Raw genomic sequence first — 26,610 nt, 5'->3', positions numbered from 1 at the left:
GAATGAATGAAATGTTTCCATTAGCAAGCGCCGCCGGGATGACCGTCGGCCTTGCCGTCTGCGCGCTGATCATCGGCCTGGTGCTGGCGATGATCTTTGCCGTCTGGGAGTCGGTCAAATGGCGACCGATTGCCTGGATCGGCACCGCGCTGGTGACGATTTTACGCGGCCTGCCAGAGATTCTGGTGGTGCTGTTTATCTATTTCGGCTCCTCACAGCTGCTGCTGTTGCTGTCGGACGGCTTTACCCTCAACCTCGGCGTTGTGCAGATCCCGGTACAGATGCAGATTGAGAATTTCGACGTCAGCCCGTTCCTTTGCGGCGTGATCGCCCTCTCCCTGCTCTACGCGGCTTATGCCTCGCAAACCCTGCGCGGTGCGTTAAAAGCGGTGCCTGAGGGTCAGCGCGAGTCGGGCCAGGCGCTGGGCTTGTCGAAAGGGGCGATCTTCTTTCGCCTGGTGATGCCGCAGATGTGGCGTCACGCGCTGCCGGGGCTCGGTAATCAGTGGCTGGTGCTGCTGAAAGATACCGCGCTGGTGTCGCTGATAAGCGTTAACGATCTGATGCTGCAAACAAAAAGTATCGCCACCCGCACCCAGGAGCCGTTTACCTGGTATATCGTGGCGGCGGCGATCTACCTGGTGATCACCCTGCTCAGCCAGTGGGTGCTGAAACGCATCGATCTGCGCGCGACGCGCTTTGAACGGAGGCCGGGATAATGCTTGAGTTTATGCCCGAGCTGTTCAAGGGGCTGCACACCAGCCTGACGCTGACGGTGGCCTCGCTGATTGTCGCGCTGGTGCTTTCACTGCTCTTCACCATCGTGCTGACGCTGAAAACGCCGGTGCTGACGCAGATTGTCCGCGCCTATATCACGCTCTTTACCGGCACGCCGCTGCTGGTGCAGATCTTCCTGATTTACTACGGGCCGGGGCAGTTCCCCTCTTTGCAGAACTATCCGGCGATCTGGCGTCTCCTCTCTGAGCCGTGGCTCTGTGCGCTCATTGCACTGTCGCTTAACAGCGCGGCTTATACCACGCAGCTCTTCTACGGTGCTATTCGCGCCATCCCGGATGGGCAGTGGCAATCCTGCGGCGCGCTGGGGATGAGTAAGAAAGATACGCTGGCGATCCTGCTGCCCTACGCGTTTAAACGCGCGCTCTCCTCCTACTCGAACGAAGTGGTGCTGGTGTTCAAAAGTACATCGCTGGCCTACACCATTACATTGATGGAAGTGATGGGTCACGGGCAGCTGCTGTATGGACGCACCTACGATGTGACGGTGTTTGGCGCAGCCGGTTTAATCTATCTGGTGGTAAACGGCCTGCTGACGCTGATGATGCGCCTGATTGAGCGCAAAGCGCTGGCCTTTGAGCGGCGCAACTAAACTGCATAGGTAATCTGTAGAGGCGAGCTAATGACCCCATTACTCGCCTTTATTTTTATCTTCAATAAAATAATTAAGCATTATAGTTGCATATAAATGCATACACTGGCATTGTTAATCCCATGCCTCCGGGTAACAACAATAAGATAGACAGACAGGAGTTTACTCATGAAAAAAATGATACTGGCCGCCCTTCTCGCTACCGTTTCCGCAGGGAGCTTTGCGGCCGATAAGATCAGCTTCGGCGTGTCGGCGACCTATCCCCCGTTTGAATCCCTGGATGCGGGCAATAAGATTGTCGGCTTCGATATCGATCTGGCGAACGCGCTCTGCAAACAGATGCAGGCCAATTGCACCTTTACCAATCACGCCTTCGACAGCCTGATCCCGGCGCTGAAATTTAAGAAGTATGACGCGGTGATCTCCGGGATGGACATTACCCCTGAGCGTAGCAAGCAGGTGGCGTTTACTGACCCCTACTACGCCAACTCCGCGCTGGTGATTGCCAAAAAAGATGCCTTTAAATCCTTCGACGATCTGAAGGGCAAACGCATCGGTATGGAAAACGGCACCACCCATCAGAAATATTTGCAGGATAAGCACCCGGAAGTGACCACCGTGGCGTATGACAGCTACCAGAACGCGATTATCGACCTGAAAAATGGCCGTATCGACGGCGTGTTTGGTGATACCGCGGTAGTGAATGAGTGGCTGAAAACCAACCCGCAGCTGGGTGTGGCAACACCAAAAGTGACCGACCCGCAATATTTCGGCACCGGTCTTGGCATCGCTGTGCGCCCGGATAACAAAGCGCTGCTGGAGAAGCTGAACGCTGCGCTGAAAGCGATTAAAGCCGACGGCACGTATCAGAAAATCAGCGATCAGTGGTTCCCGCAGTAAGCCATTCTTTGTAGGCCGGATAAGGCGCAAGCCGCCATCCGGCAATCACATCACACCAATACCCAATGGCGCGCTTTTGTAGGCCGGATAAGGCGCAGCCGCCATCCGGCAATTACATCCCGCACCAATACCCGATGGCGCGCTTTTGTAGGCCGGATAAGGCGTAGCCGCCATCCGGCAATGAACCCTGCACAAATGCCTGATGGCGCTTCGCTTATCAGGCCTACGGACGGTCTGATTCTCCCTTCAACCGCCATCCGGCAATGAACTCCGCACCAATGCCTGATGGCGCTTCGCTTATCGGGCCTACGGGTTTTACATTTAACGCCGTGCGCCCGTGGTGGCTACCGGCGTTTCGACGCGCTCCATCGCTATCGGGATGCTTTTATACGCCGGGATGCCGCTTTTGGTGTCGTGGCTGTCCAGCGGCACCAGAATATTGGCCTCCGGGTAATAGGCCCCTACCGAACCGGGTGCCATATCGATCACCACAACCGTCAAGTTATCCATGCGCCGCGAGGTGGGGTTCCCTTCGGGATCGAGCGCCACCACATTCACCTGATCGCCGACGCGCAGTTCGCGTCGCTCCGCCTCATCGGCATTGATAAACAGCACGTCCCGTCGCCCGGTCACGCCGCGATAACGGTCATTCAGCCCGTAAAGCGTGGTGTTGTACTGATCGTGGCTGCGCAGGGTAGTGAGCACCAGGTCGTGGCACTTGAGCGATCGCGGATCCTCATTAATCCCCTGCATCACTTTAAACTCGGCAAAGCCCGACGGCGTATTCCACTCCCGCTCGGAGGCGGCATTACGCAGGCGGAAGCCGCCCGGTTGTTTGACCCGTTCATTAAAATTAGCAAACGCCGGGAAGACCGCTTCGATGGCGTCACGAATATTGCTGTAGTCGTTCACCATCCGGTCCCAGTTCACCACCGTCTGCGGCAGCGTCGCTTTGGCAAGCGCAGCCACCAGCGCGGGCTCCGACTTCAGGTACGGTGAAGCAGGGTTCAACGATCCGCGCGAAGCGTGCACCATCGACATTGAATCCTCCACCGTCACGCTCTGCGCTCCGGATGCCTGCTCATCGGTTTCGGTACGCCCAATCACCGGGAAGAGGTAGTTATGTTTGCCGAGCAGCAGATGGGAGCGGTTCAGTTTGGTCGCCATATGCACCACCAGATCGAGCTTGCGCATCGCCGGGAAAGTGACCTGCGGATCGGAGATCGCTTCAGACAGATTACCGCCCAGGCAGAGCAGCGCATTCACTTTGCCGTCGCGCATCGCCTGAATGGCAGCCACCGCGCCGTGCCCATGCTCACGCGGCGGTTTAAAACCAAACACCCGTTCAAGGCTATCGAGAAACTCAGCAGAGGGAATTTCAGTGATGCCAACGGTGCGATCGCCCTGCACATTGGAGTGGCCGCGCAGCGGGCAGATGCCCGCCCCTTTTTTGCCGATGTTGCCGCGCAGCAGTAGCAGGTTGGCAATCTGCTGCACGTTTTGCGTGCCGTACTGATGCTGGGTGATGCCCATACCGTAGCAGATAATGGTGCGCTCAGAGTCGGCGTAAAGCCGGGCGATGTTCTGGATCTCCTCGCGCTCCATACCGGAGACTTTCAGGATATGGTCCCAGTCGGTGGCGTCGAGATCGGCTTTCAGCTCCGCAAACCCCTGCGTATGCTGGCGAATAAAGACCTCATCGATTACGCCCGGTTCACCGTTCGCCAGCGCCTGCTCGTGCATCGACAGCAGGATCTTCATGACGCCTTTCAGCATCGCCGCATCACCGCCGACGCGCACTTTGTAGTAGGTCGAGGCGAGTTTGGTTGAGCTAAGGGCCAGCATCTCTATCGGGCTTTGCGGTGAGGTAAAGCGCTCAAGGCCGCGCTCGCGCAGCGGGTTAATGGCGACGATGGTCGCGCCGCGTTTAGAGACTTCCCGCAGCGTACCGAGCATGCGCGGATGGTTGGTACCGGGGTTGTGGCCGATGCAGAGCACCAGGTCGCAGTGGTCAAAATCCTCCAGTTCGACGGTGCCTTTACCGACGCCAATCGACTCCGGCAGCCCGACGCTGGTCGGCTCATGACACATATTCGAGCAGTCGGGGAAGTTGTTGGTGCCATATTCACGGGCAAAGAGTTGCCAGAGAAACGCCGCTTCGTTGGAGGCGCGTCCGGAGGTGTAAAACTCCACGCTATTTGGGTCGTCATAGCTTTGTAGCAGCGCGCCAATCTCCTGAAAAGCGGTCTCCCACTCAATCGCCTGATAGGTGTCGCTCTCAGCGTCATATTTCATCGGGTGAGTTAAACGCCCCTCGCCTTCCAGTTCAAAGGCGTTGCGCTCCCACAGTTCGCTGACGGTGTGCGCCGCGAAGAATTCCGGCGTCGCGCGTTTGCTGGTCGCCTCCCAGGAGACGGCTTTGGCACCGTTTTCACAAAACTCAAATGAGGAGGTGTGCTGCGGATCCGGCCACGCGCAGCCGGGGCAGTCAAAGCCCTGCGGCTGGTTTACTTTAAATAGCGCAATCACATCCTGCTTAACGGACATCTGCCCACGCAGCGCATCGGCTACCGCTTTTAACGCGCCCCAGCCACCTGCCGAGCCGCCGTATGGCGCGATCCCTACCGTTGATTGTTTCTGCTCTTTCATATTGCCCCACACTGTTCGCGTCGCTTTTTGCTTAAGCCTGGTACAAAAAACGCGCCTGTGGGGCAAAAAAGTCAGTATTTCGTCGCGCCAAATGGCTTTTAAGCGGAAGAATTAACGCCTGATAAGCAGGGTAAGCACTTCGTAATGGGCAGTATGGGGAAACATATCAAACAGTTGCACGCGCGCAACGCGGTAATCCGCCAGCGCGGCGAAATCCTTCGCCATCGTCTGCGCATTACAACTGGAGTAGATGATCCACGGCGGCGCCATGCGGCTCAGGTAGTCACACAGCTCTGCGCCAATACCGCGACGCGGCGGGTTGACCAGCACCAGATCCGGCACCGACTCTTGCGCCGTGGCGAAACGGGTTGAGTCGAGCGCCTGGAAGTGAAGATTGTGCAGCCCCAGCGCCTCGGCGGATTGCGTCGCGCAGGCGATCGCTTCCGGCGCGATCTCAATCCCGGTCAGCTTCATCTCCGGCGTGGCACAGTGCAGGCCAAAGCCGCCAACGCCGCAGAAGAGATCCCACATATGGTTGACCGGGAGTTGGCGCACCCAGTCCCGCGCCGTGGCGTAAAGCTGGCTGGCGACCGCCGGGTTGGTCTGGAAAAAGCTCTGCGGGCGGATAGCGAGCGGCACACCGTTGAAGTTCTCCGCCAGCGCCTGCTGGTCGGTAAGAAAGATCTCCCTCTCCCCTTCCATGATCGCCATATGCACCGGCTGGATATTTACCGAGATCACCTTCAGCTGCGGCAATTGCGCCTGTAACACCGGCAGCGCGGCGCGCAGCTGTTCAACTTTCGCCTCTGAGCGCAGCACAAAGCGCAGCATCATGCCGCCGTCGAGCTGGCTTTCGGTTAATAAGAGGTATTTCAGTTCCCCGCGTTTGCGCCCCACGTTATAGGGCGTTAACCCGGCGCGGGCGATAAAGGGTTTCAGGGCGGCAAATACCGGGGCGAAGGTATCCGGGTAGAGCGGGCAGGCAGTGAGATCTTCCGGCGTCCCGTCGCGGTGCAGCATGCCGAGCAGCGGTTTTTCAACGCTGCCGCTGACCACCATTTTGGCTTTATTACGAAAGCCCTGCTCCGGGCCGCTCACCGGCTCGCACCATGACTCCACCGCAAAGGGGGCGAGCAATGCGCGCAGGTGATCCATCTTGGTGGAGAGTTGCAACGGGAGCGGCTGGTCGATCCACTCACAGGAGCGGCAGCGACCGGCGTCGAAGAGAGCGCACTGCATAGATAAAGCCTTTCAATTTGCGGGGGCGGGATTGTACCACCGTTATTGCAGACGGAAAAAGCGTCGGCTCGGCGTCGGTACAAAGAGCAGGAACAGCACCAGCAGATCGGGGAGCTTTTGCATCACCAGCGAGTGGAAGATCTCACGCCGCGAACTGCCGGCGATGCTGAAGAGTTCCGGGTAGCCATAGCCCAGTGACGCGGCCCACAGGTAGGCGGTCGAGGTAAGTTGCGTTATCAGATAGAGCCAGCGCGCCCAGCGCCGCCCTTTTATCACCGAGAAGGCGCAGAGGATCTCGACAAAGACCAGCATCAGGCTGCCCAGGAAAATCAGCGTCAGGCTCCAGGTCTGGGCGCTGCGGTGCACGAAGTCGAGCAGCCCGCGCCAGCCGAGCAGGTTCATGATCATCAGCGCGTCGACACAGCGAATGGTAATGATGGCGATAGCCGCCACCTGAACCAGCGCCGGTATATTTGGCGTCGCGTGGTGCGTGGTTTTGTTGAAGAACCCCAATTCCATGATTTCCCTGTGAAAAATGCCGCGCAAGCGCGGCATCAACGACACAATTTCCAGATTCTAATGAGTTCAGCCCTGTCTTGCACGCTGGATATCACGCTGGCGCTGTTTTTCCGCTCTTGCCATCAGGAACCAGGCGATAAGACCGACAATCCCCACCACGCCGAGAATAATTGATGCCAGCGCGTTGATCTCCGGGTTGACCCCCATGCGCACGCTGGAGAAGACCAGCATCGGCAGCGTAGTGGCACCAGGACCGGAGACAAAACTGGCGATCACCAGGTCATCCAGTGACAGGGTAAAGGCCAGCAGCCAGCCGGAGACAATCGCCGGCATGATCATCGGCAGCGTAATCACAAAGAAGACCTTCAGCGGCGTTGCGCCGAGATCCATCGCCGCCTCTTCAATCGAGCGATCCAGCTCGCGCAACCGCGAGGAGATCACCACCGCCACATAAGCGGTACAGAAAGTCACGTGCGCCAGCCAGATAGTGAGCATGCCGCGATCCGCTGGCCAGCCGATGGCGTGTGCCAGCGCGACAAACAGCAGCAGCAGCGACAGGCCGGTGATCACATCCGGCATTACCAGCGGCGCGGTGATCATAAAGGCGAAGCCGTTCGCACCGCGAAAGCGCCCAAAGCGCACCATCACTACTGCCGCAATGGTGCCTAAAATCACCGCCATCGTCGCCGCGCAGGCGGCAATCGTCAGGCTTAAGCCCACCGCGCTCATCATCGCATCATCGTGGAACAACTCGCTGTACCAGCGCGTTGACCAGCCCGCCCACACCGTGACCAGTTTTGAGCTGTTAAAAGAGTAGACCACCAGCATCAACATGGGGGCATAAAGGAAGGTGAAACCTATCACCAGGATCAGGATGCGCCAGGGCGAGCGCACTACCGGTAAATTGCTCATGCCTTCTCCCCCGTCTGTTTCTGCTGATGCTTGTGGAACCACATGATCGGCACAATCAACAGCAGCAGCATAATCACCGCCACCGCCGAGGCCACCGGCCAGTCGCGGTTATTAAAGAACTCCTGCCACAGCACGCGGCCAATCATAATGCTGTCCGGCCCACCGAGCAGTTCCGGGATCACGAACTCGCCGACCGCCGGAATAAACACCAGCATCGAACCGGCGATAATTCCCCCTTTGGTCAGCGGCACAATCACGCTGAAGAAGGTTTTCAGCGGACGAGCGCCAAGATCGAGAGACGCTTCCACCAGCGAGTAGTCAATACGCGTCAGCGCGGTGTAGATCGGCAGCACCATAAAGGGCAGATAGGCATAGACAATGCCGATATAGACCGCGAGATTGGTGTGCAGAATGGTCAGCGGCTGATCGATAACCCCCAGCCAGAGCAGAAAGTTATTCAGCACGCCGTTGTTTTTCAGGATCCCCATCCAGGCGTAGACGCGGATGAGAAACGAGGTCCACGACGGCAAAATCACCAGCAGCAACAGGATATTGCGCGTCGACGGCTTACTGTGCGCCACTGCCCATGCCAACGGATAGCCGAGCAGTAAACAGCAGATCGTCGAGATGCCCGCTACCTGCAACGACTGCAAATAGGCTTCGATATAGAGCGGATCGTCGGTCAGTTGCAGGAAATTGCCGAGATTAAGCGTAATCGTCAGCTGCCCGTCGGCCCACTCCAGCAGATCGGTATAGGGTGGGATTTGGCGCGCCATCTCCGCGAGGCTGATTTTGAAGACGATCAAAAACGGCAGCAGAAACAGCAGCGTCAGCCAGATATAGGGCAGCGCAATCACCAGCTTGCGCCCGTGGCGCATTTGCAGGCGCGCCAGCCACAGCTTTACACCGCCCGGTTTTGTTACGCGGGCCGGTGGCTCGAGTGTACTCATCGCCGCTCCTTAAACCGTCAGAACCACACAACTGTCGGCATCCCAGCAGAGACGCACTTCGTCGCCCCATGTTGGCGCGCCTTTGCGGTAGCGATGCGCGTTTTGCAGCTGGGCGCTGATCATCTGCCCGCTCTGCAACCGCACGTGATAAATCGAGAGATCGCCGAGGTAGGCGATATGCACCACTTCGCCAACGGCAAAGTTGTAGCCATCGGCCGGCGGATCGTCGCACAGCATGATCTTCTCCGGGCGCAGCGCCACGTAGACCGGCACGTTATCCACCACCGAGGCATCGGGGTCAACTTTCAGCGGATGCACCAGCCCCGGCGACTCAATTACCAGACCATCTTCCTGACGATCCTTCAGCAACCCTTCGAAGACATTGACCGAGCCGATAAACTCGGCGCTGTAGCGGGTGGTCGGGTGCTCGTAAATCTCTTCCGGCTCGCCAATCTGCACAAACTTGCCGCGGTTCATGATGGCGATACGCCCGGCCATGGTCATCGCCTCTTCCTGATCGTGGGTCACCATCACGCAGGTAACGCCGACGCGCTCAAGAATATCGACCACTTCCAGCTGCATGCGGTCGCGCAGCTTTTTATCCAGCGCACCCATCGGTTCATCAAGCAGCAGCAGTTTCGGCCGCTTGGCGAGGCTGCGCGCCAGCGCCACACGCTGACGCTGACCGCCAGAGAGCTGGTGCGGCTTGCGTTTAGCAAATTCACTCATGTGCACCAGGTGCAGCATTTCGGCGACGCGGCTGGCGATCTCCGCTTTCGGCAGCTTGTCCTGCTTGAGGCCAAAAGCGATATTCTGCTCAACGGTCATGTGCGGGAAGAGCGCGTAGGACTGGAACATCATATTGATCGGGCGCAGGTAGGGCGGCACGTGAGCGAGGTCGACGCCGTCGAGCATAATCTGCCCGTGGGTCGGCTGTTCAAAGCCTGCCAGCATGCGCAGCAGCGTTGACTTACCGCAGCCCGATGCGCCGAGCAGGGCAAATATTTCGCCTTTATAGATAGTCAGGCTGACATCATCCACGGCGTGCTGGCCGTCGAAGGATTTGGTCAGGTTACGGATCTCCAGCAGCGGCGTCAGAACCTTGCGGCTCTTCGCCTGCGGGCGGGGAATAGCGTCATTCACTACGGTGCTCTCCGGCATAAGCATCACCCTGCTTCAACAGGTTGTCATACAGATGACGGGACAGCAGGTGCGCCCACTGTCCCGTTTTGGGGCGGCTGCACCGGCGCGGTGCAGCGCTTTCACCAGTCAGGTGATTGATTTATTTGCCGCTTTTGACTTTCGTCCAGGCGCGGGTGCGTACGCGGTCAATTTTCGGCTCCTGCACTTTCAGCGTGAAGAGTTTGGCGAAGACATCCGGCGGCGGGAAGATTGCCGGGTTGTTACGCACCTCTTCGCTGATCAGCGGCACAGAAGCTTTGTTACCGTTCGCGTAGTAGACGTGGTCGCTGATGTGCGCCATCACGTCCGGGCGCATCAGGTAGTTAAGGAACTGGTAGGCTTCATCAGTGTTTTTGGCATCTTTCGGCATGGCGAAGACGTCAAAGAAGGCCAGCGCCCCCTCCTTCGGAATGATGTAGTTGATGTTAACGCCGTTCTTCGCCTCTTTCGCGCGGTTAGCCGCCTGCCAGACGTCGCCCGCCCAGCCGATAGCCACGCAGATATCGCCGTTAGCGAGATCGTTAATGTATTGCGAAGAGTGGAAGTAGCGGATGTTCGGACGCAGCTTCAGCAGTAGATCCGTCGCCGGGCCGGTGTAATCATCCGCTTTGGTGCTGTTGGGATCTTTGCCGAGGTAGTTCAGCACGGTGGCGAAAATCTCTTCCGGCGCATCGAGGAAGGAGACGCCGCAGCTCTTCAGCTTCTCAAGGTTTTCCGGCTTCAGCACGATATCCCAGCTATCGATCGGCACATCTTTGCCAAGCACCGCTTTGACTTTATCAACGTTGTAGCCAATACCGGTGGTTGCCCACAGGTAGGGGAAAGCGTATTTGTTATCCGGGTCGTGTTTCGCGACCATTTTCAACACTTCCGGATCGAGGTTTTTCCAGTTCGGCAGCTTGCTCTTATCAAGAGGCTGGAAAACGCCCGCCGAGAGCTGGCGCTCAAGGAAACTGGCGGACGGAACGACGAGATCGAACCCGGTGCTGCCAGCCATTAATTTGCCTTCCAGCACTTCGTTGGAGTCGAACACGTCGTAAACCACTTTAATGCCGGTCTCTTTCTCAAAATTTGCGACGGTGTCCGGCGCAATATAATCAGACCAGTTGTACACATGCAGCGTCTTTTGCCCGGCGGCGAGCGTGCTGGCAGAGAGAGCCATTAACGCACCCGCAACAAGACCCGATACCCATTTTTTTCTTGAGGCACTCATATCTCATTCCTTCTGGAAAGCTCGTTAAGCTACGAACTAAATCTACGCTTTCTGGGATATGCAAGATTCATGCATAGTTTGTCACTCTGCTCTGCGCCGGAGAGTAAAATCACTCCGGCAGACGCCGCATGCTTTTTAAAGCAGCGCAAGAATAACTGTAGCCAGGGTTTGAGGCTATAGGGCAGATAAAAAACCGCCTTTTATCAATTTTTTATGCAATAAGTCTCTATGGGATAAGCCAGAAGGCGAGGAATGATGGTGAATCATTCTTTAAAGAAAGGTTAAAAGCAGAATAAAAAATGTGGCTACGCAGCCGCCGTGGTAGCGGCTACGTTAATCGAGGCGGGAATCAGTGGAGAAAATTGTTCGGTTCTTCGTCGCCGGCCAGCAGATCCTCTTCGCCCGGCGAGAAAAGGAGCTGGTGCGCGTTGGCTTCCATAATCACCATCGAAACCTGCTCTTCGCTCTGGCGCATAAACCATGCGAACTGCTCAAAGGCGATGCCGGGGCCGATGCTGAGGGTCTGGCACACCACCAGCTTCGGCAGATTATCATCCTGCATATCGAGGAAGGCTTTGACCGTCAGCGAGCTGGCGTTGATCGCCGAGAGATCCGCCGCCAGCGCCAGCAGCGCGGAGGGTTTTACTTCCGCCATGGCGGTAAAGAGCAGAACATCATTGACCAGGTCGACTTTCGCATCGAACACGCCGTCAAAATTCTGCATATGCGGCAGGTGCAGCGCCTGGCAGGTGTCGCACTCAAAAAAGTTAATGCTGAGTTGATCAAGCCATTGGCGAAGCGTGTCCAGACCGGGGACGACCAGTGAATCCATAGAAAACGTGCTCTGTTGGGGAAAAAATTGCCCATAGCTTACGCAAAAAGCCGTGGGCGCACCATGCTCAGGCAGGAAAATCCTCTTAGCCGCCGGTTTTCAGGCAGAAGCCGGGCATCGCCTGGCGCTCGATCCAGTGGATCATTCGCCCGGCAATATCCAGCCCGGTGGCTTTTTCGATCCCTTCCAGCCCCGGCGAGGCGTTGACTTCCATCACCAGCGGGCCGCGGTTGGCGCGCAAAATATCGACTCCGGCGACATCCAGCCCGAGCGTGTGCGCCGCTGCCAGGGCGATCTCCCGCTCGCGCGGCGTGATCTCGACCACAGTCGCCTGCCCGCCACGGTGCAAATTGGAGCGGAAATCCCCCGCTTTCGCCCGCCGCTCAATCGCTGCCACCACTTCGTTGCCGATCACCAGACAGCGGATGTCGCACCCTTTCGCTTCCGCAATAAACTCCTGCACCAGAATATGGGCGTTGAGGCCGCGAAAGGCGTCAATCACGCTCTCTGCCGCCTGGCGGGTCTCCGCCAGCACCACGCCAATCCCCTGCGTGCCCTCCACCAGCTTCACTACCAGCGGCGCGCCGCCGACCATATCGATCAGATCGCTGGTGTCATCGGGCGAATGGGCAATGCCGGTGATTGGCAAGTCGATCCCCTGGCGCGCCAGCAGTTGCAGGGAGCGCAGCTTGTCGCGGGCGCGGGTGATGGCAACCGATTCGTTGAGCGGATAGCTGCCGAGGATCTCAAACTGGCGCAGCGCGGCGGTGCCATAAAAGGTGATGGCCGAGCCGATGCGCGGGATCACCGCATCATAATGGGGAAGCTGGCGGCCTTTGTAGTGAATCGAGGAGGCGGCCGGGGTGACGTTCATATAACAGGAGAGCGGATCGAGGATCTCAATCTGGTGCCCGCGCTGCACAGCGGCTTCACGCAGGCGTTTACAGGAGTAAAGCGTTCCATCCCGGGATAATACGGCTATTTTCACCCTGCACCTCGCGCAGAAGACCAGTTAAAAGCCTGCGTATCATACACGCAGCACGGGGCAGGATGAACGGGTATTAGCGCGTTGCCCAGCCCTGTTTATGCAAATAGTCGAGAATAAACGGACGGCTCTCTTTAATGATGGTGCGACGGATATGATCGCTCCAGTTATCGCGGCGCTTATTGCTGTCGCGCGTCATATAGTAGTGCTCAAGCTCCGCGTCGTACTCCGCCAGTTTTTCTTTGTCGAGCGGCTGATAGTGGTTTTCATGCACCAGCATTGAAGCCGGCATACGCGGTTTGATGTCCGGGTTATCGGCAGGCCAGCCGAGGCAGAGACCAAACAGCGGCAGCACCTGCTTCGGGATACGCAGCAGTTCCCCGACCGCTTCGATATTGTTACGGATACCGCCAATATAGACGCCCCCCAGCCCCAGCGATTCCGCGGCGGTAAAGGCGTTTTGCCCCATGATGGCCGTATCGACCACGCCGAGCAGCAGTTGCTCCGCGAGACCCGGTTTTGCTTCCGGGCAGATCTCAAAGTTGCGGTGAAAATCGGCGCAGAAGATCCAGAACTCGGCCGCCTGCGCGATATGCGGCTGTCCGCCCGCTAACGTCACCAGCTGCTCGCGCATGGCCGGATCGGTGATGCGGATAATGGAGCTGCACTGCAAAAAGCTGGAGGTCGATGCCGCCTGTGCGCTGGCGATAATCGCCTCGCGCTGTGCGTCCGTAATCGGCTCATCGGTAAAGTGGCGAATGGAACGATGGGCGCACAGCAATTCAATAGTAGGTGTCATGTTGAATAATCCCCCAGTTAAACAAGTCGTTCAGTATAGGCTAAGCCGCTGCGCTCGTTGTAAGCGGAAGTTGCGAACAACCTGTCAGACGCGCCGCCGTGCGCGCGCAATCCGGTAAACGAAATCGCAGCCAAGGCCGCCGAGAGCGCACCAGAACATGGCGCTGAAGAGCCATGCAACCTCCTGCCAGAAGGTGCGTACCGGGGTAAATAAAATATGAATCAAAATATAACAAAGGGGTGCGGCGAGCAGCGCACCCACCAGCGGCACGATGGCGCGGCGGCGGCGTGAGACCAGACCGCCCAGGATGCCTGGCAGGGTAAAGAGCAGCAAACCGGTCGCCGGATCGCCAGGCGCAGGCAGTTTGCCCTGCATATTCATCACCAGAGTGAGACAAATTGCGATAAAAAGAAGACTACAGCAGATAACGCCGAACCAACTACGCCTGTTCTTCAAACACGCCTCCTGACTTTTTCTCTATCGACGTTTACACCGTTTTAAAGAATGTCGGACGGATAAAGCGTTGCGGCAATTATTGCCTGAATGACACCCGTGCAAACAGACGATTGTCACTAGCCGTTGTTATCTAATGAGATTAAACTAACGGCCAGTTTATGTTTTGTGCGGGATGTCTGGTGTTGCACGGCTTTAATTTATCCGCCAGCGCATAGGCAAAACACTAGCTCAAATCACCATTTCTATCAACAGCTTACAAGTAAACAAGAAGTTAGACTCCGTGAATATAAACGTCGCAGATTTGTTAAATGGGAATTACATACTGTTATTGTTTGTGGTTCTGGCGCTTGGGCTTTGCCTTGGAAAATTACGACTGGGATCTATCCAACTGGGTAATTCCATTGGCGTTTTAGTCGTTTCCCTATTATTAGGCCAGCAACATTTCAGCATTAACACCGATGCCCTGAACCTCGGCTTTATGCTGTTTATTTTCTGCGTTGGCGTTGAAGCCGGACCTAACTTTTTCTCAATTTTTTTCCGCGACGGTAAGAATTACCTCATGCTGGCGCTGGTATTAGTCGGCAGCGCGCTGTTAATTGCGCTCGGTCTCGGCAAACTTTTTGGCTGGGATATCGGCTTAACTGCCGGGATGCTCGCAGGCTCGATGACCTCGACGCCGGTTCTGGTTGGCGCGGGCGACACGCTGCGCCACTCGGGCATGGAGAGCAGCCAGCTTGCCAGCGCGCTGGACAATCTCAGCCTCGGCTACGCCTTAACGTATCTGATTGGTCTGGTGAGCCTGATCTTTGGCGCGCGTTACTTGCCGAAATTACAGCACCAGGATTTACAGACCAGCGCCCAGCAGATTGCCCGTGAGCGCGGACTGGATACCGATGCTCACCGCAAAGTCTACCTGCCGGTGATCCGCGCCTATCGCGTCGGGCCGGAGCTGGTGGCCTGGGCGGATGGCAAAAATCTGCGCGAGCTGGGGATCTATCGCCAGACCGGCTGCTATATCGAGCGTATTCGCCGCAACGGTATTCTCGCCAACCCGGACGGGGACGCGGTGTTACAGATGGGCGATGAGATCTCGCTGGTCGGCTACCCGGATGCCCATGCGCGCCTCGACCCGAGTTTCCGTAACGGTAAAGAGGTTTTCGACCGCGACCTGCTGGATATGCGCATCGTCACCGAAGAGGTGGTGGTGAAAAACCACAATGTGGTCGGCCGCCGCCTGGCGCAGTTGAAGCTGACCGATCACGGCTGCTTCCTCAACCGCGTGATCCGCAGCCAGATTGAAATGCCAATCGACGACAATATCGTGCTCAACAAAGGGGACGTGTTGCAGGTGAGCGGCGATGCGCGGCGCGTGAAAACCATCGCTGACCGCATCGGCTTTATCTCCATTCACAGCCAGGTGACGGACCTGCTCGCCTTCTGCGCCTTCTTTATTGTCGGCCTGATGATCGGCATGATCACCTTCCAGTTCAGCTCCTTCAGCTTCGGCGTCGGTAACGCCGCCGGTCTGCTCTTCGCTGGCATCATGCTCGGCTTCCTGCGCGCGAACCACCCGACGTTTGGTTACATTCCGCAGGGCGCGCTGATGATGGTGAAAGAGTTCGGCCTGATGGTGTTTATGGCCGGGGTCGGTTTAAGCGCCGGGAGCGGCATCGGCAATGGTCTCGGCGTTGTCGGCGGACAGATGCTGATCGCCGGATTGCTTGTCAGCCTCGTGCCGGTGCTGATCTGCTTCCTGTTTGGCGCCTACGTGCTGAAAATGAACCGCGCCCTGCTCTTCGGCGCAATGATGGGCGCACGCACCTGCGCACCGGCAATGGAGATCATCAGCGATACCGCGCGCAGCAACATTCCCGCGCTGGGCTACGCCGGCACCTACGCCATCGCCAACGTGCTGCTTACGCTCGCCGGGACATTGATCATCATTATTTGGCCGGGGCTCGGATAACTCCGAAGCTAAGAAATATTTCGCTTATACGCAGAACTTTTTTGTGGGGTGTCAGTCATAACTAGTGCCACTGCTTTTCTTTGATGTCCCCCGATTGTGGAGCCCATCAACCCCGCCGCTTAGGTTCAAGGTTGATGGGTTTTTTGTTGTCTAAGAATATTTAATTTATGAAACAGTGAATTACATATCCTGTGTTTAGACATTGGCGATGAAAAAACGGCAGGCATTAATCATGATTCTTTTAATCCCCTAGCAAGATGCGCAGCAACTACATCAGCCGAGTGTTCAGTAAGTGCAGTTAACTGCATCTCTTCCCAAGATGAGTAGGTTGTGTTTTGAGTTATGAACGCTTCCCACTCTTCTTCAGGAATAGCTTGAAAGTCTTCGACTGTTTCTATCTTAAACCCTGATGCCTCAAAAAGTTCTTCTAACGAATGGAACCTTGAGCATTTAGCCAAGAAAGCAGAATTAAGCATCTGCTCCAATGTAATTTCTCGTGTTGTGTTATGTAAGCTTTCCGCATTTTCAAAAAACTTATCCAAATCTGTTTTTCCACTCATTTATTACACTCCTTAAATAAAAAATTACAGTAATCATTCTTGAAAATATATTTTCCTTTAGAACGTAAAAACTTATCCTGTTTCAGTCACAAGCCATTGCAGAAGCACAATAAAAATATAAACAAAGCTCGCCATACCCAGAAAAATACAACATTGAATGAATTTTATAAAATATTTGTTCATCACTTTTTGTGGGTATAAAACTATTGACCGTGATACACCCTGCTCACTTCTTGATATAAGAAGTTCGGGAAGTTCAGAATTAACAGACAGCACTTCGCACCTAAAACTCTCCTTAGGTGCAACATATCCAAAGGTCAAAACATATCTGCCATTAGGGTCATAACCCTCTGAGTAAGGTCTAACTGGCCATATATTTAAGTGCATGTTTGATTTAAAGTTAAAAATCAACTCAAAGTTTTTAGCTGCTTCTCGACCTTCGTTTAAAATGATGTAGGCTCGTGTATTAATGACTTGCTTTGGATTAAGGACCTCTCCATTTTCATTTAAAATCGGCTCTTCAATTAAAAAACTAAACTGATGTAACTCACCTACAGATACTTTAGCAGTACCTTTGAAAAAATTATTCAAGAAGAATGTAATTAAAGGCACTAGTATTGAAGTTATTTCTTTTCCATATTGAGAAAAAAAATTCATAATTTAATCCAATTTAAAATTATAGAAAAACATAAAAAATCAGATGAACCTTAATAAAAATAGCACATTAACCTCTTAAAATACTGTGATCACATCTACTTTTTCAGTTCCGTTTTTTTCCTCAAGTCCTCAGGCGAGACGCGCACAGCCTGTATGGTTTGAAGAAAATAAAAACTGAAGAGTTTTTTTGATCCAAACACCGTAGGCTGTTGCGTGGTAGTGTCGTTTTTGTCTGCGACACATTTATTTGTCGGCGTATGGCTGCGCCAGCCTAACGGTGCTGGCGTGATCGTTTTCAGGAGTTGCATAAAACAGGATTATGCGCGGTACGCTCACAACTCGTTTTATAATTTCTGGCAAGGTGAGTACCAATAAACCCATATCATGCAGGCTGGAATCATGGCTTTGATTGTCCATCCCTCTCGCCCCGCATTTTCACGCCCCCACCTTCAAAAACCCATCCTAAACCACATCGCCCAGAGCATATAAACCCCACCTATCAGGAAGAACCCTCGGTAGACGTTAACAATCCCTGACTGGTTGCGCAGATAAAACCTCAGCGGGTTACGGTGCAGGTTGGCTGCATTATGGGTGGTGTGAAACTGCGTCATTTTCTCTGCGCCTTTGCCCGCGAGCGCGATAAAAAAGCTCAGGGCCATAATCGCCATCAGCACCATATAGCTTTTCAGCAGGATCGTCATGGCTGCGACCGTCATCGCGCTGGAGTGGTGTTTAACCAGCACAACCCCATGCTTGCTCAGCGCCATCGCCCCGATATTCAGCGCCAGATGCACCACTATGAATATCCCGAAATATTTCGCATTCGTTTTAAAGGTATTTTTGAGGGTGACCTTGAATACCCACGCAAAAAGCGCCGCCGTCGACGCTAACCACATTACCGTGTTGATAATCATCCCTTCCCTGCCTGCATCATGTTGCTCAGTTTATAAAAAAGGGCCTTAGCGGCCCGGAAAGCGGGTATCCTGCCATCAATCGCGCAGCGTGTTAAAAACTTTTTCGTCCACCCCTCTGTCACGGCATAACAACATTTTGTCGTGCGAGGTTTTGCTGAGGCTGAAGTGTTGCCCATCAAAGTGCAGCCCGATGCCTTTTGTGCCGCAGGTTGATGCGTCTTTAACTCGCCAGATCTTCTGCTCATCCGCCGTAAGCGGATTCCCGAGAATGATAAACAGCGCCTTGATACCGTCTTGCGGATAGGCGAAATGCTTAGGTTGTGTTCCCGTGCTGTGCAGGAAGTAGCATGGCGAATGGAGATCAAGCCCGTAACGTTTTATCGCCCCGTCGGGTGAAGTGACGCTTAACTGGCACTTTTCACCCTCGTCCTGCAACGTCAGGGCGTGCGCTTCATAGGTAAAACTGTCGGTGGTAGTGGATTGCGCATAACCCACATTGCTTGCCAGCAACAATGCAGCTGCGGTCTGAATGATAAATCTCACTTTTATTGCTCCCTCAATAAACTATTGCCCCAATGTATCATTAACGTAACCGTATGCATTTTCTTAATTATATTGATTAACCTCATGGCTGTTATTCACCTCCTGCCACCGTAACCACGCAAAAAATGCTAGTGTTACTTCACCTTACTTTTTTTGATGTGAATCTATGACTGAAAACGCCTCCCGAAAAGCCCTGCGCCATCGCTTATGGGCGCTGTTCACCTTCTTTTTCCTCCCCGGATTATTAATGGCCTCATGGGCGTCGCGTACACCGGCGATCCGCGATGTGCTCTCGGTCTCGACGGCTGAAATGGGCGCGGTGCTGTTTGGTCTGTCGGTCGGGTCGATGAGCGGCATTCTCTCGTCGGCATGGCTGGTGAAGCGCTTCGGGGCGCGCAAGGTGATCCGCGCCAGCATGTCCTTCTCGGTGCTCGGGATGGTGATTTTAAGCATTGCCCTGTGGTTTGCCTCGCCGCTGCTCTTTGCCGTCGGTCTGGCCTGCTTTGGCGGCAGCCTGGGCGCGGGCGAAGTGGCGATGAATATCGAAGGCGCGGTGGTTGAGCAGGAGATGAACAAAACCGTGCTGCCGATGATGCATGGCTTCTACAGCCTCGGCACGCTGGTTGGCGCAGGTGTTGGCATGTCGTTAACTGCCCTGGGCATCAGCGCGGACCTGCACATTCTTCTGGCGGCGCTGGTGGCGATTGTGCCAATTATTCTGGCGATCTCCGCCGTGCCGGAGGGGACCGGGCAAAACAGCGCTGAAGAGCACGCGAATCGTCAAAAAGGGATGCCCTTCTGGCGCGATACGCAGTTGCTGTTGATTGGCGTGGTGGTGCTGGCGATGGCGTTTGCCGAAGGCTCTGCTAACGACTGGCTACCGCTGCTGATGGTGGATGGTCACGGCTTCAGCCCTACTTCCGGCTCGCTGATCTACACCGGCTTTACGCTGGGCATGACCACCGGGCGCTTCTGCGGCGGCTGGTTTATTGACCGCTACAGCCGCGTCGCCGTGGTGCGCGCCAGCGCAATAATGGGCGCGCTGGGCATCGGCCTGATTATTTTTGTCGACAGCGCCTGGGTGGCGGGCTTCTCGGTCATTTTATGGGGATTAGGCGCGTCGCTCGGCTTCCCGCTGACCATCTCGGCGGCCAGCGATACCGGGCCGGATGCCGCAACGCGCGTCAGCGTGGTGGCAACAACGGGTTACCTCGCTTTCCTCGTTGGCCCGCCGCTGCTCGGCTTCCTCGGCGAGCACTACGGATTGCGCAGCGCGATGCTGGTGGTGCTTGGCCTGGTGCTGATTGCCGCGCTGGTGGCACGCGCGGTGGCAAAACCGGAACCGCAAGCCCAGGCGGAACTCGGTTAATAATGCGGCGGCGGCCTGCGGGCTGCCGCCTTATCCTTCCAGCGAATTCCCCATGCGCTTATCGCGCAGAAACACCACCATCAGCCCCAGCCAGATAATACCGTTCAGCAGATTGAACAGGCTGAACAGCCCGTTGCCGCCGAGCAGCCAGGCATGTTTACTCACCTCAATGCCAACGGTGAAGATAAACATCTGCAACATGCCCATCGCCGCTGACACCGTGCCCTTGCTCATCTCGCTGGCGAACAGCGTCAGGCGTACCAGACCGGCGTTGGCAAGGCCAATCCCGAAGGCATAAACGCTTAACCCGGCCGTCATCCACAAATAGGCGTGGGAAGAGGCAAACGTGGCAACCGCTGCCAGCAGCAGGCCAGCAACGATCGGCCAGCCGCCAAGGATGATCAGCGCGCGCACGGTGCGCCGCGAGGTCAGCCGCGCCAGCACCAGGTTGCCAATAATCAGCGCGCCGAAAATCGGCACCTGCAACAGGCCATACTCATAGCTGCTGAGCTGCTCGCCGCTGATGATAATAATCGGCGACTGGGCAATCCACGCCAGCAGCGGCAGGCTGACAAAGCCGATCGCCAGCGCGCCCGCGACAAAGCGCACGTTCTTCAGCACTTCGGCGTAATCACGCCACAGAGATTTAAACGACAGCTTCTCGCCGAGCCGGGTGGCGGTCTCCGGCATCGCTCGCTGAAGCCCGAAGAAAGAGAAGGCCGCCAGCAGCGCAAAGAGGACGAACATCCCCTCCCACGGCGCGGCATGCACCCAGGCTGCGCCCACCAGCGGGCCAAGCAAGGGGGCGATCAGCGCGACGTTCGCCATCAGGGCGGTGATCTTGATACAGACCGCCTCCTCAAACGACTCCTGAATCGCCGCGTACCCCACGGCACCAATAAAGCAGAGGCTGATGCCCTGTAAAAAACGCAGCAGCGTGAACTGCTCAATGTTCTGCGCCAGCAGCGTCGCAAGGCAGGTGACAATAAACCACACCACGCCGGTAAGCATCACCGGGCGACGGCCGATGCGATCGGAGAGCGGCCCTAACAGCCACTGTAAGAACATGCCGCCTGCTAGGTAGGCGGTCATCGAGGTCGGAACCCACTCAATGCCCGCGTTATATTGCTCGACCACCGTTAACATACCGGGCTGAATCATATCGTTGCCGATATAGGTGGAGAATTCGTAAAGCACCAGACAGAGGGGGAATAACAGCGCGCGTCGTCCCAGACGTTGGCCGGAAAGGGTATGGTTTTGCATGCAATCTCTTCCTTTGAAAAATCGCGCAGAGTGTAATCAAAGCCACCGCGCGACGGTAGTGAATTCTCCCGTAAAACAGATAAAGCACTTATTCACTCGTTTAAGGTTTGCTTAAGTGACAGGGCGTACTCTGAGTCCAGGAATCGTCTAACTCTCTGCGGAGTAAGACAAAACCCCTTTACCCTGTGCCGCACCGCTTTTATGGTGAGCGCTTTGATCAATCCGGACTGTCATCAAAGAGTAATCTGTCTATGTTAGAGAGCCTGAATCACACCCTGTTCTACTGGATTAACGCCACGCCCGACTCGCCCGCCTGGCTCCTGACCGTCGCCCACTTTGTTGCCAAAGATCTGATCAATATCGTGCCGCTGCTGGCGGTTGGTCTCTGGCTATGGGGGCCGCGCAGCCAGGTCAGCGCTCAGCGTCAGCTGGTGATCAAAGTGGCGCTGGCGATCGTCGTCAGCCTCTCGCTCTCATGGATTTTAGGCCATACCTTTCCCCACGACAGGCCTTTTGTCGATCATGTTGGTTATAACTTCCTGCCGCACGCGGCGGATGACTCCTTCCCGAGCGATCACGGTACGGTGATCTTCACCTTTGCCGTCGCGTTTCTTGCCTGGCACCGTTTCTGGTCCGGCGCAGCCCTGATGGTGACGGCGTTTGCCATCGCCTGGTCGCGCGTTTATCTTGGCGTTCACTGGCCGCTGGATATGCTCGGCGGCTTGCTGGTCGGCATCTGCGGCTGCCTGAGCGCACAAATTTTGTGGCAGGCCTTCGGCGAGAAGATTTATCACACCGCACAGCAGATCTATCGCCTCTGTTTTGCCTTGCCGATCCGCCGCGGCTGGGTGCGTGACTAAGCGCCAGGGCGCAGGTAAGATAAAGGCCCCGCTTATGCGGGGCTTTCTTTTATTCGGGTGAATTATGGAAACAAGACGTGACGAGCGGATCAACCAGCTGCTGGCGGCGCTCAAGCGCAGCGATAAGCTGCATCTGAAAGAGGCGGCCAGCCTGCTTGGCGTTTCTGAAATGACCATTCGTCGCGATCTCAGTGCCAACAGCGCCCCGGTGGTGCTGCTCGGCGGCTATATTGTGCTCGAACCGCGCTCTGCCAGCCACTATCTGTTGAGCGATCAGAAAAACCGCCTCGTCGAGGAGAAGCGCCGCGCGGCCAGGCTCGCCGCCGCCCTGCTGCAACCGCACCAGATGGCATTTTTTGACTGCGGCACCACCACGCCGTGGATCATCGACGCGCTGCCTCAGGATCTGCCCTTCACCGCCGTCTGCTACTCGCTGAACACCTTTCTGGCACTGCAGGAGAAACCGCTGTGCCGCGCCATTCTCAGCGGCGGCGAATTTCACGCCAGCAACGCCATTTTTAAGCCGCTGAACTTCAATGAAACCCTGAGCAACCTGCGCCCGGACATCGCCTTCTACTCGGCGGCGGGCGTGCACACGGAACAGGGTGCAACCTGCTTTAATCTCGAAGAGCTGCCGGTAAAACACTGGGCGATGAACAGCGCGCAGCGTCATGTGCTGGTGGTCGATCACAGCAAGTTCGGCAAAGTGCGCCCGGCCTGCATGGGCGCGCTAAACCGTTTCGATGTGATTGTCAGCGACCGCCGACCGGATGATGGCCTGGTCAGCGCAGCGAAAAAAGAGCAGATCACCCTTCTCTACTGACCGCGCCCGCCGGGCACGGTCACCTGATGCTACGAGAACCAGCTACCAAACCACTGGTGGAACTTCAGCAGGACAAAATCCCACATCCGGCCAACGAAGCCCGCTTCATTCACCGCTTCCATCACCACCAGCGGGCGCTGCTCAATGGTTTTATCATTGAGCTGGAAGTTGATGGTGCCCACCACCTGCCCCTTTTTCAGCGGCGCTTCAAGCTCCGGCTGGTTGAGGGTGAAGCTCGCTTTCAGGTTTTTAAACTGCCCTTTGGGAATGGTGATCGATCCCGCTTCGCCCGCGCCAAGCTTCACTTCACTGCTGTCGCCAAACCAGACGCGCTGGCTGACAAAAGTGGCGTCAGGTTTTACCGGCGTTACCGTTTCAAAAAAGCGGAAACCCCAGGTGAGCAGTTTCTCTGACTCGTTAAAGCGGATGCGGTCGGTTTTCGCCCCCAGCACCACGGAGATCAGGCGCATGTCGCCCTGCGTTGCTGAGGCGACGAGGTTGTAGCCAGCCCCTTCGGTGGTGCCGGTTTTCATGCCGTCCACGTTCATGCTGGTGCTCCACAGCAGCCGGTTGCGGTTGGGCTGGCGGATCTTATTGAAGGTGAACTCTTTCTCTTTATGGATCGCGTACTCGTCCGGCACGTCGTGGATCAGCGCTTTGCCGAGCAGCGCCATATCGCGCGCGGTGCTGAACTGCCCCGGCGCATCAAGCCCGTGCACGGTTTTAAACGTGGTATTGGTCAGCCCGAGCTTTTGCGCATAGCTGTTCATCAGGCTGACGAAGGAGTCCTGGCTACCTGCGACATAATCGGCGATAGCAATGCTGGCATCATTGCCGGACTGAATAATAACCCCTTTATTCAGGTCCTCTACCGATACATGGTCGCCCGGCTTCAGGAACATCAGCGACGAGCCGCGCAGAGCCGGGTTGCCCGTCGCCCAGGCATCTTTGCCAACGGTGACGGTATCGGTCAGGTGAATTTTCCCTGCTTTCAGCGCCTGGCCGACCACATAGCTGGTCATCAGTTTGGTCAGGCTGGCAGGGTCGAGTTTTTCATCGGCGTTGCCCTCAGCCAGCACTTTGCCGCTGGCGTAATCCATCAGGATCCACGCACGGGCATCGACCGGGGGTGCGGCAGGCGTTTGTTCTACTGCATATAACGAAGGGGAGAAGAGAAACAACAGCGCGGAGCCTGCTGCCAGGCCGCGAAGGGATAGAGAGAACTGCGTCATATAAGCCACCCGAGTATCCTTTCAATAAAACGTAACATCACCGTGCCGTAACAAACGGTGAGTAATAACGCACAAACGAAACGAAAAAAACCGCTACTGGGTAAAGTTTTTAAAGTTTACGCAATAACAGCCTGTTGCGCGCCTGTTGTGCATTATTTTTCTAAGTCGTTGCCAGAACGTTAAGTTTCGCCCACGATAGATTCACTGAAACACACTTTTGCACGGGGGTAAAAATGATCACGCTGTGGGGACGGAATAATTCGACGAATGTCAAAAAAGTGCGCTGGCTGCTGGATGAACTGGAGCTGCCGTATGAGCATATTCTGGCGGGCCGGGAGTTTGGCGTTAATCACGATCCTGAATATCTGGCGATGAACCCTAACGGCCTGGTGCCGCTGTTACGCGACGACGAAACCGGTGCCGTGCTGTGGGAGTCGAACACCATTGTTCGCTACCTGGTCGCGCAGTATGGTCAGAGCCGGTTGTGGCTGGAGTCGCCTGCCGAGCGGGCGCAGGGCGATAAGTGGATGGACTGGTCGCTGAGTATGCTGGCCCCCAAACATAGCCCACTGCTGATGAACCTGGTACGAACGGCAGCAGAAAAGCGCGATCAGGCGGTGATTGCGTCGTCAAAAGAGGCGCTCGATGGCGCGTTACAGCTGCTTGATAATGAGCTGGCCAATACGCCGTGGCTCTCGGGCGAGGCGTTTGGCTGTGGCGATATCGCCGTCGCCCCGTTTATCTATAACCTGTTTAATATTCCCGGCCTGAGCTGGGCGCCGCACCCGCATTTGCAGCGCTGGTATGCGCAGCTTTGCGAGCGCCCGGCGTTTCGCCATAACGTGATGATCCCGGTAACGTGACGGCTTGATTGCCGGATGGCGCTGGCGCTTATCCGGCCTACAAAAGCATGGTGCACGCGTAGGCCGGATAAGGCGCAGCCGCCATCCGGCAAGACAAACCGCACCGGCCCTACACCGGATAACTGCGCGCCATCCGGCACTAACACGGCGCGATTACGATGCCGGACTCACCTTCCACAACTCGCCGTTGCTCTCGTCGGTTAAGACGTACAAATACCCATCTGGCCCGACGCGCACGTCGCGAATACGGTGATTGCGATCGCGTAGGCCGGATAAGGCGCAGCCGCCATCCGGCAAGACAAACCGCACCTGGCCTACACCGGATAACTGCGCGCCATCCGGCAATAACACGGCGCGATTACGACGCCGGGCTCACCTTCCACAACTCGCCGTTGCTCTCGTCGGTTAAGACGTACAAATACCCATCCGGGCCGACGCGCACGTCGCGGATACGGTGATTGCGATCGCCAAGAATGCGGCCATCTTCGCTCACCTTGTTGCCATCGACGCTCATCACAATGACATTCTTATCCTTCAGCGCGCCGATAAAGAGCTTGTTCTGCCACTGCTTAAAGGTGTCCGCATTATAAAAAGCCATGCCGCTCACGGCCGGGGATTCCTTCCAGTAGAAGATTGGCTGCTCGGTTCCCTCGACAATGCCGCCCTTCGCTTCCGGGATCTTCATCCCGCTGTAGTTGATCCCCCAGGTGGCAATCGGCCAGCCGTAGTTTTTACCCTTTTCAGGCACGTTGATCTCATCCCCGCCGCGCGGGCCGTGCTCATTCAGCCACAGCGCCTGGCTCCACGGGTTGATCGCCATCCCCTGCGGGTTGCGGATGCCGTAAGACCAGATCTCCGGTCGCGCGCCCTGTTTGCCTGCAAACGGGTTATCCTCCGGCACCTTACCCTGATCCGTCAGCCGCACCAGCTTGCCCTGCAACTTATCCAGATCCTGCGCCGTCGGGCGCTGATTGTTCTCACCCAGCGCTATCCACAGATAGCCTTTGCCATCAAACACCATCCGGCCACCAAAGTGGTTACCGGTCGAGAGTTTTGGCTGCTGGCGGAAAACGGTCTGGAACTGCTCCAGCTGTTTACCATCGTCACTCAGGCGACCAAAGCCGACGGCGGTTCCCGCTTTGCCATCCTGTCCCGCTTCGGCGTAGCTCAGCCATACGCGCCTTGATGAGGCGAAATCAGGTGCCAGTGCCACATCAAGCAATCCTCCCTGCCCCTGCGCCCAGACTTTTGGCACACCGCTTATCGGATCGGAAAGCCCCTTACCCGCCTGCCAGTGGCGCAACTCGCCGCCGCGCAGCGTGATCAGCATTCCGCCGTCATTGGGTAAAAAGGCCAGAGCCCAGGGGTGATCGAGTTTAGTTTGCAGGACATCGACGTTGACCGCAGCCGGAGCAGCGAGCACAGAGGTTGAGAGAAACACTAATGACAGAGGAAGATGGCGCATACGGCACTCCTTTATTAAGCGGTAAGCCTGGATAAAGGTTAGCCATCGATTTCGCGGCTGGGTTTGCTTTTA

At 56.2% G+C, this 26,610-nt stretch carries 28 protein-coding genes; 8 read left to right on the top strand and 20 right to left on the bottom strand.

Annotated elements, in window-relative coordinates; genetic code table 11:
* The first annotated feature begins 2 nt into the window (after positions 1–2).
* From artQ to artJ, 3 genes are all read left to right on the top strand, one after another.
* Positions 3–719 (top strand): arginine ABC transporter permease ArtQ, encoded by a 717-nt coding sequence (gene artQ / locus ACWPW2_RS06245; RefSeq protein WP_023481425.1) that lies wholly within the window; start codon positions 3–5, stop codon positions 717–719.
* Positions 719–1,387, top strand: a complete 669-nt coding sequence (artM, locus tag ACWPW2_RS06240) for an arginine ABC transporter permease ArtM (protein WP_023481628.1) — start codon at positions 719–721, stop codon at positions 1,385–1,387. Before artQ ends, artM begins: the two co-directional genes overlap by 1 nt.
* A 168-nt stretch (positions 1,388–1,555) precedes the next feature.
* Positions 1,556–2,287 (top strand): arginine ABC transporter substrate-binding protein ArtJ, encoded by a 732-nt coding sequence (artJ, locus tag ACWPW2_RS06235; RefSeq protein WP_023481799.1) that lies wholly within the window; start codon positions 1,556–1,558, stop codon positions 2,285–2,287.
* A gap of 321 nt (positions 2,288–2,608) precedes the next feature.
* Here artJ and ACWPW2_RS06230 read toward each other — a convergent pair whose 3' ends face one another.
* The 11 genes from ACWPW2_RS06230 to ACWPW2_RS06180 all read right to left on the bottom strand — a co-directional run bounded on the left by ACWPW2_RS06230 (position 2,609) and on the right by ACWPW2_RS06180 (position 14,023).
* Positions 2,609–4,936, bottom strand: coding sequence for an FdhF/YdeP family oxidoreductase (locus tag ACWPW2_RS06230; protein ID WP_454121908.1), 2,328 nt, complete (start codon positions 4,934–4,936; stop codon positions 2,609–2,611).
* Between the two features lie 111 nt (positions 4,937–5,047).
* The gene (gene rlmC, locus ACWPW2_RS06225; protein ID WP_454121907.1) at positions 5,048–6,175 is read right to left on the bottom strand and encodes a 23S rRNA (uracil(747)-C(5))-methyltransferase RlmC; all 1,128 of its coding nucleotides are present in this window, start codon (positions 6,173–6,175) and stop codon (positions 5,048–5,050) included.
* 42 nt (positions 6,176–6,217) lie between these two features.
* Positions 6,218–6,694 (bottom strand): YbjO family protein, encoded by a 477-nt coding sequence (locus ACWPW2_RS06220; RefSeq protein ID WP_454121906.1) that lies wholly within the window; start codon positions 6,692–6,694, stop codon positions 6,218–6,220.
* Positions 6,695–6,760: 66 nt separating this feature from the next.
* Complete coding sequence (potI, locus tag ACWPW2_RS06215; RefSeq protein ID WP_023481845.1) at positions 6,761–7,606, bottom strand: putrescine ABC transporter permease PotI; 846 nt, start codon at positions 7,604–7,606, stop codon at positions 6,761–6,763.
* Entirely contained in the window at positions 7,603–8,556 is a 954-nt protein-coding gene (gene potH, locus ACWPW2_RS06210) for a putrescine ABC transporter permease PotH (protein WP_023481728.1), read from the bottom strand. The genes potI and potH overlap by 4 nt, the downstream gene beginning before the upstream one ends.
* A gap of 9 nt (positions 8,557–8,565) precedes the next feature.
* Positions 8,566–9,699 carry a putrescine ABC transporter ATP-binding subunit PotG gene (gene potG / locus ACWPW2_RS06205; RefSeq protein WP_023481693.1) on the bottom strand — a complete coding sequence of 378 codons (1,134 nt, stop codon included), beginning with the start codon at positions 9,697–9,699 and terminating at the stop codon, positions 8,566–8,568.
* Positions 9,700–9,838: 139 nt separating this feature from the next.
* Entirely contained in the window at positions 9,839–10,951 is a 1,113-nt protein-coding gene (gene potF, locus ACWPW2_RS06200) for a spermidine/putrescine ABC transporter substrate-binding protein PotF (protein WP_312119914.1), read from the bottom strand.
* A 349-nt stretch (positions 10,952–11,300) separates the two neighbouring features.
* Positions 11,301–11,783 carry a YbjN domain-containing protein gene (locus tag ACWPW2_RS06195; RefSeq protein WP_454121905.1) on the bottom strand — a complete coding sequence of 161 codons (483 nt, stop codon included), beginning with the start codon at positions 11,781–11,783 and terminating at the stop codon, positions 11,301–11,303.
* 85 nt (positions 11,784–11,868) lie between these two features.
* Positions 11,869–12,771, bottom strand: a complete 903-nt coding sequence (rimK, locus tag ACWPW2_RS06190; protein WP_454121904.1) for a 30S ribosomal protein S6--L-glutamate ligase — start codon at positions 12,769–12,771, stop codon at positions 11,869–11,871.
* A gap of 73 nt (positions 12,772–12,844) precedes the next feature.
* Positions 12,845–13,567: an oxygen-insensitive NADPH nitroreductase gene (gene nfsA / locus ACWPW2_RS06185; protein ID WP_139965040.1), complete on the bottom strand. Its 723-nt coding sequence runs from the start codon at positions 13,565–13,567 to the stop codon at positions 12,845–12,847.
* Positions 13,568–13,651: 84 nt separating this feature from the next.
* Positions 13,652–14,023: an inner membrane protein YbjM gene (locus tag ACWPW2_RS06180; RefSeq protein WP_242388855.1), complete on the bottom strand. Its 372-nt coding sequence runs from the start codon at positions 14,021–14,023 to the stop codon at positions 13,652–13,654.
* A 280-nt stretch (positions 14,024–14,303) separates the two neighbouring features.
* Here ACWPW2_RS06180 and ACWPW2_RS06175 point away from each other — a divergent pair, with 280 nt between their 5' ends.
* Complete coding sequence (locus ACWPW2_RS06175) at positions 14,304–15,989, top strand: aspartate:alanine antiporter (RefSeq protein WP_023481407.1); 1,686 nt, start codon at positions 14,304–14,306, stop codon at positions 15,987–15,989.
* Between the two features lie 230 nt (positions 15,990–16,219).
* On the opposite strand, the gene ACWPW2_RS06170 is transcribed toward ACWPW2_RS06175, so the two are convergent.
* The 5 genes from ACWPW2_RS06170 to ACWPW2_RS06150 all read right to left on the bottom strand — a co-directional run bounded on the left by ACWPW2_RS06170 (position 16,220) and on the right by ACWPW2_RS06150 (position 18,663).
* Complete coding sequence (locus tag ACWPW2_RS06170; protein WP_454121903.1) at positions 16,220–16,549, bottom strand: hypothetical protein; 330 nt, start codon at positions 16,547–16,549, stop codon at positions 16,220–16,222.
* 72 nt (positions 16,550–16,621) lie between these two features.
* A complete protein-coding gene (locus ACWPW2_RS06165; protein ID WP_454121902.1) occupies positions 16,622–17,206 on the bottom strand; it encodes a hypothetical protein in 585 nt (194 codons plus the stop codon).
* 243 nt (positions 17,207–17,449) lie between these two features.
* On the bottom strand, positions 17,450–17,623 hold the full coding sequence (locus ACWPW2_RS06160; protein ID WP_454121901.1) for a hypothetical protein: 174 nt from the start codon (positions 17,621–17,623) through the stop codon (positions 17,450–17,452).
* 32 nt (positions 17,624–17,655) lie between these two features.
* Complete coding sequence (locus ACWPW2_RS06155) at positions 17,656–18,120, bottom strand: hypothetical protein (protein WP_454121900.1); 465 nt, start codon at positions 18,118–18,120, stop codon at positions 17,656–17,658.
* 75 nt (positions 18,121–18,195) lie between these two features.
* A complete protein-coding gene (locus ACWPW2_RS06150; RefSeq protein WP_454121899.1) occupies positions 18,196–18,663 on the bottom strand; it encodes a hypothetical protein in 468 nt (155 codons plus the stop codon).
* Between the two features lie 166 nt (positions 18,664–18,829).
* Here ACWPW2_RS06150 and ACWPW2_RS06145 point away from each other — a divergent pair, with 166 nt between their 5' ends.
* Positions 18,830–20,032 carry an MFS transporter gene (locus ACWPW2_RS06145; RefSeq protein WP_270220574.1) on the top strand — a complete coding sequence of 401 codons (1,203 nt, stop codon included), beginning with the start codon at positions 18,830–18,832 and terminating at the stop codon, positions 20,030–20,032.
* Between the two features lie 30 nt (positions 20,033–20,062).
* On the opposite strand, the gene ACWPW2_RS06140 is transcribed toward ACWPW2_RS06145, so the two are convergent.
* Positions 20,063–21,295 carry an MdfA family multidrug efflux MFS transporter gene (locus ACWPW2_RS06140; RefSeq protein ID WP_454121898.1) on the bottom strand — a complete coding sequence of 411 codons (1,233 nt, stop codon included), beginning with the start codon at positions 21,293–21,295 and terminating at the stop codon, positions 20,063–20,065.
* A 251-nt stretch (positions 21,296–21,546) separates the two neighbouring features.
* Between ACWPW2_RS06140 and ybjG the strand changes: the two genes are divergently transcribed.
* Together ybjG and deoR are read left to right on the top strand one after the other, a co-directional pair.
* On the top strand, positions 21,547–22,155 hold the full coding sequence (gene ybjG, locus ACWPW2_RS06135) for an undecaprenyl-diphosphate phosphatase (protein ID WP_454121897.1): 609 nt from the start codon (positions 21,547–21,549) through the stop codon (positions 22,153–22,155).
* A 64-nt stretch (positions 22,156–22,219) separates the two neighbouring features.
* On the top strand, positions 22,220–22,978 hold the full coding sequence (deoR, locus tag ACWPW2_RS06130; protein WP_023481309.1) for a DNA-binding transcriptional repressor DeoR: 759 nt from the start codon (positions 22,220–22,222) through the stop codon (positions 22,976–22,978).
* A 29-nt stretch (positions 22,979–23,007) separates the two neighbouring features.
* Here deoR and dacC read toward each other — a convergent pair whose 3' ends face one another.
* Positions 23,008–24,210 (bottom strand): serine-type D-Ala-D-Ala carboxypeptidase, encoded by a 1,203-nt coding sequence (dacC, locus tag ACWPW2_RS06125; protein ID WP_270220572.1) that lies wholly within the window; start codon positions 24,208–24,210, stop codon positions 23,008–23,010.
* A gap of 233 nt (positions 24,211–24,443) precedes the next feature.
* Between dacC and ACWPW2_RS06120 the strand changes: the two genes are divergently transcribed.
* Positions 24,444–25,073 carry a glutathione S-transferase family protein gene (locus tag ACWPW2_RS06120; protein WP_454121896.1) on the top strand — a complete coding sequence of 210 codons (630 nt, stop codon included), beginning with the start codon at positions 24,444–24,446 and terminating at the stop codon, positions 25,071–25,073.
* Positions 25,074–25,226: 153 nt separating this feature from the next.
* Here the strand turns inward: ACWPW2_RS06120 and ACWPW2_RS06115 are convergent, their stop codons facing one another.
* The gene (locus tag ACWPW2_RS06115; protein ID WP_454121895.1) at positions 25,227–25,382 is read right to left on the bottom strand and encodes a PQQ-dependent sugar dehydrogenase; all 156 of its coding nucleotides are present in this window, start codon (positions 25,380–25,382) and stop codon (positions 25,227–25,229) included.
* A gap of 49 nt (positions 25,383–25,431) precedes the next feature.
* Positions 25,432–26,538: a PQQ-dependent sugar dehydrogenase gene (locus tag ACWPW2_RS06110; protein ID WP_454121894.1), complete on the bottom strand. Its 1,107-nt coding sequence runs from the start codon at positions 26,536–26,538 to the stop codon at positions 25,432–25,434.
* Positions 26,539–26,610 lie beyond the last annotated feature (72 nt).

It is taken from the genome of Kosakonia sp. Marseille-Q7440, from assembly GCF_965119485.1.
The sequence above is the reverse complement of the archived record's forward strand: the minus strand, read 5'-3'. Positions and strand labels throughout refer to the sequence as shown.

What these genes read in the sequence shown, in the direction of transcription:
- artQ (WP_023481425.1), top strand. Translation starts at nt 3, where the DNA reads ATGAATGAAATGTTTCCATTAGCAAGCGCCGCCGGGATGACCGTCGGC.
- artM (WP_023481628.1), top strand. Translation starts at nt 719, where the DNA reads ATGCTTGAGTTTATGCCCGAGCTGTTCAAGGGGCTGCACACCAGCCTG.
- artJ (WP_023481799.1), top strand. Translation starts at nt 1,556, where the DNA reads ATGAAAAAAATGATACTGGCCGCCCTTCTCGCTACCGTTTCCGCAGGG.
- ACWPW2_RS06230 (WP_454121908.1), bottom strand. Translation starts at nt 4,936, where the DNA reads ATGAAAGAGCAGAAACAATCAACGGTAGGGATCGCGCCATACGGCGGC.
- rlmC (WP_454121907.1), bottom strand. Translation starts at nt 6,175, where the DNA reads ATGCAGTGCGCTCTCTTCGACGCCGGTCGCTGCCGCTCCTGTGAGTGG.
- ACWPW2_RS06220 (WP_454121906.1), bottom strand. Translation starts at nt 6,694, where the DNA reads ATGGAATTGGGGTTCTTCAACAAAACCACGCACCACGCGACGCCAAAT.
- potI (WP_023481845.1), bottom strand. Translation starts at nt 7,606, where the DNA reads ATGAGCAATTTACCGGTAGTGCGCTCGCCCTGGCGCATCCTGATCCTG.
- potH (WP_023481728.1), bottom strand. Translation starts at nt 8,556, where the DNA reads ATGAGTACACTCGAGCCACCGGCCCGCGTAACAAAACCGGGCGGTGTA.
- potF (WP_312119914.1), bottom strand. Translation starts at nt 10,951, where the DNA reads ATGAGTGCCTCAAGAAAAAAATGGGTATCGGGTCTTGTTGCGGGTGCG.
- ACWPW2_RS06195 (WP_454121905.1), bottom strand. Translation starts at nt 11,783, where the DNA reads ATGGATTCACTGGTCGTCCCCGGTCTGGACACGCTTCGCCAATGGCTT.
- nfsA (WP_139965040.1), bottom strand. Translation starts at nt 13,567, where the DNA reads ATGACACCTACTATTGAATTGCTGTGCGCCCATCGTTCCATTCGCCAC.
- ACWPW2_RS06170 (WP_454121903.1), bottom strand. Translation starts at nt 16,549, where the DNA reads ATGAGTGGAAAAACAGATTTGGATAAGTTTTTTGAAAATGCGGAAAGC.
- ACWPW2_RS06165 (WP_454121902.1), bottom strand. Translation starts at nt 17,206, where the DNA reads ATGAATTTTTTTTCTCAATATGGAAAAGAAATAACTTCAATACTAGTG.
- ACWPW2_RS06160 (WP_454121901.1), bottom strand. Translation starts at nt 17,623, where the DNA reads ATGGACAATCAAAGCCATGATTCCAGCCTGCATGATATGGGTTTATTG.
- ACWPW2_RS06155 (WP_454121900.1), bottom strand. Translation starts at nt 18,120, where the DNA reads ATGATTATCAACACGGTAATGTGGTTAGCGTCGACGGCGGCGCTTTTT.
- ACWPW2_RS06145 (WP_270220574.1), top strand. Translation starts at nt 18,830, where the DNA reads ATGACTGAAAACGCCTCCCGAAAAGCCCTGCGCCATCGCTTATGGGCG.
- ACWPW2_RS06140 (WP_454121898.1), bottom strand. Translation starts at nt 21,295, where the DNA reads ATGCAAAACCATACCCTTTCCGGCCAACGTCTGGGACGACGCGCGCTG.
- ybjG (WP_454121897.1), top strand. Translation starts at nt 21,547, where the DNA reads ATGTTAGAGAGCCTGAATCACACCCTGTTCTACTGGATTAACGCCACG.
- deoR (WP_023481309.1), top strand. Translation starts at nt 22,220, where the DNA reads ATGGAAACAAGACGTGACGAGCGGATCAACCAGCTGCTGGCGGCGCTC.
- dacC (WP_270220572.1), bottom strand. Translation starts at nt 24,210, where the DNA reads ATGACGCAGTTCTCTCTATCCCTTCGCGGCCTGGCAGCAGGCTCCGCG.
- ACWPW2_RS06120 (WP_454121896.1), top strand. Translation starts at nt 24,444, where the DNA reads ATGATCACGCTGTGGGGACGGAATAATTCGACGAATGTCAAAAAAGTG.
- ACWPW2_RS06110 (WP_454121894.1), bottom strand. Translation starts at nt 26,538, where the DNA reads ATGCGCCATCTTCCTCTGTCATTAGTGTTTCTCTCAACCTCTGTGCTC.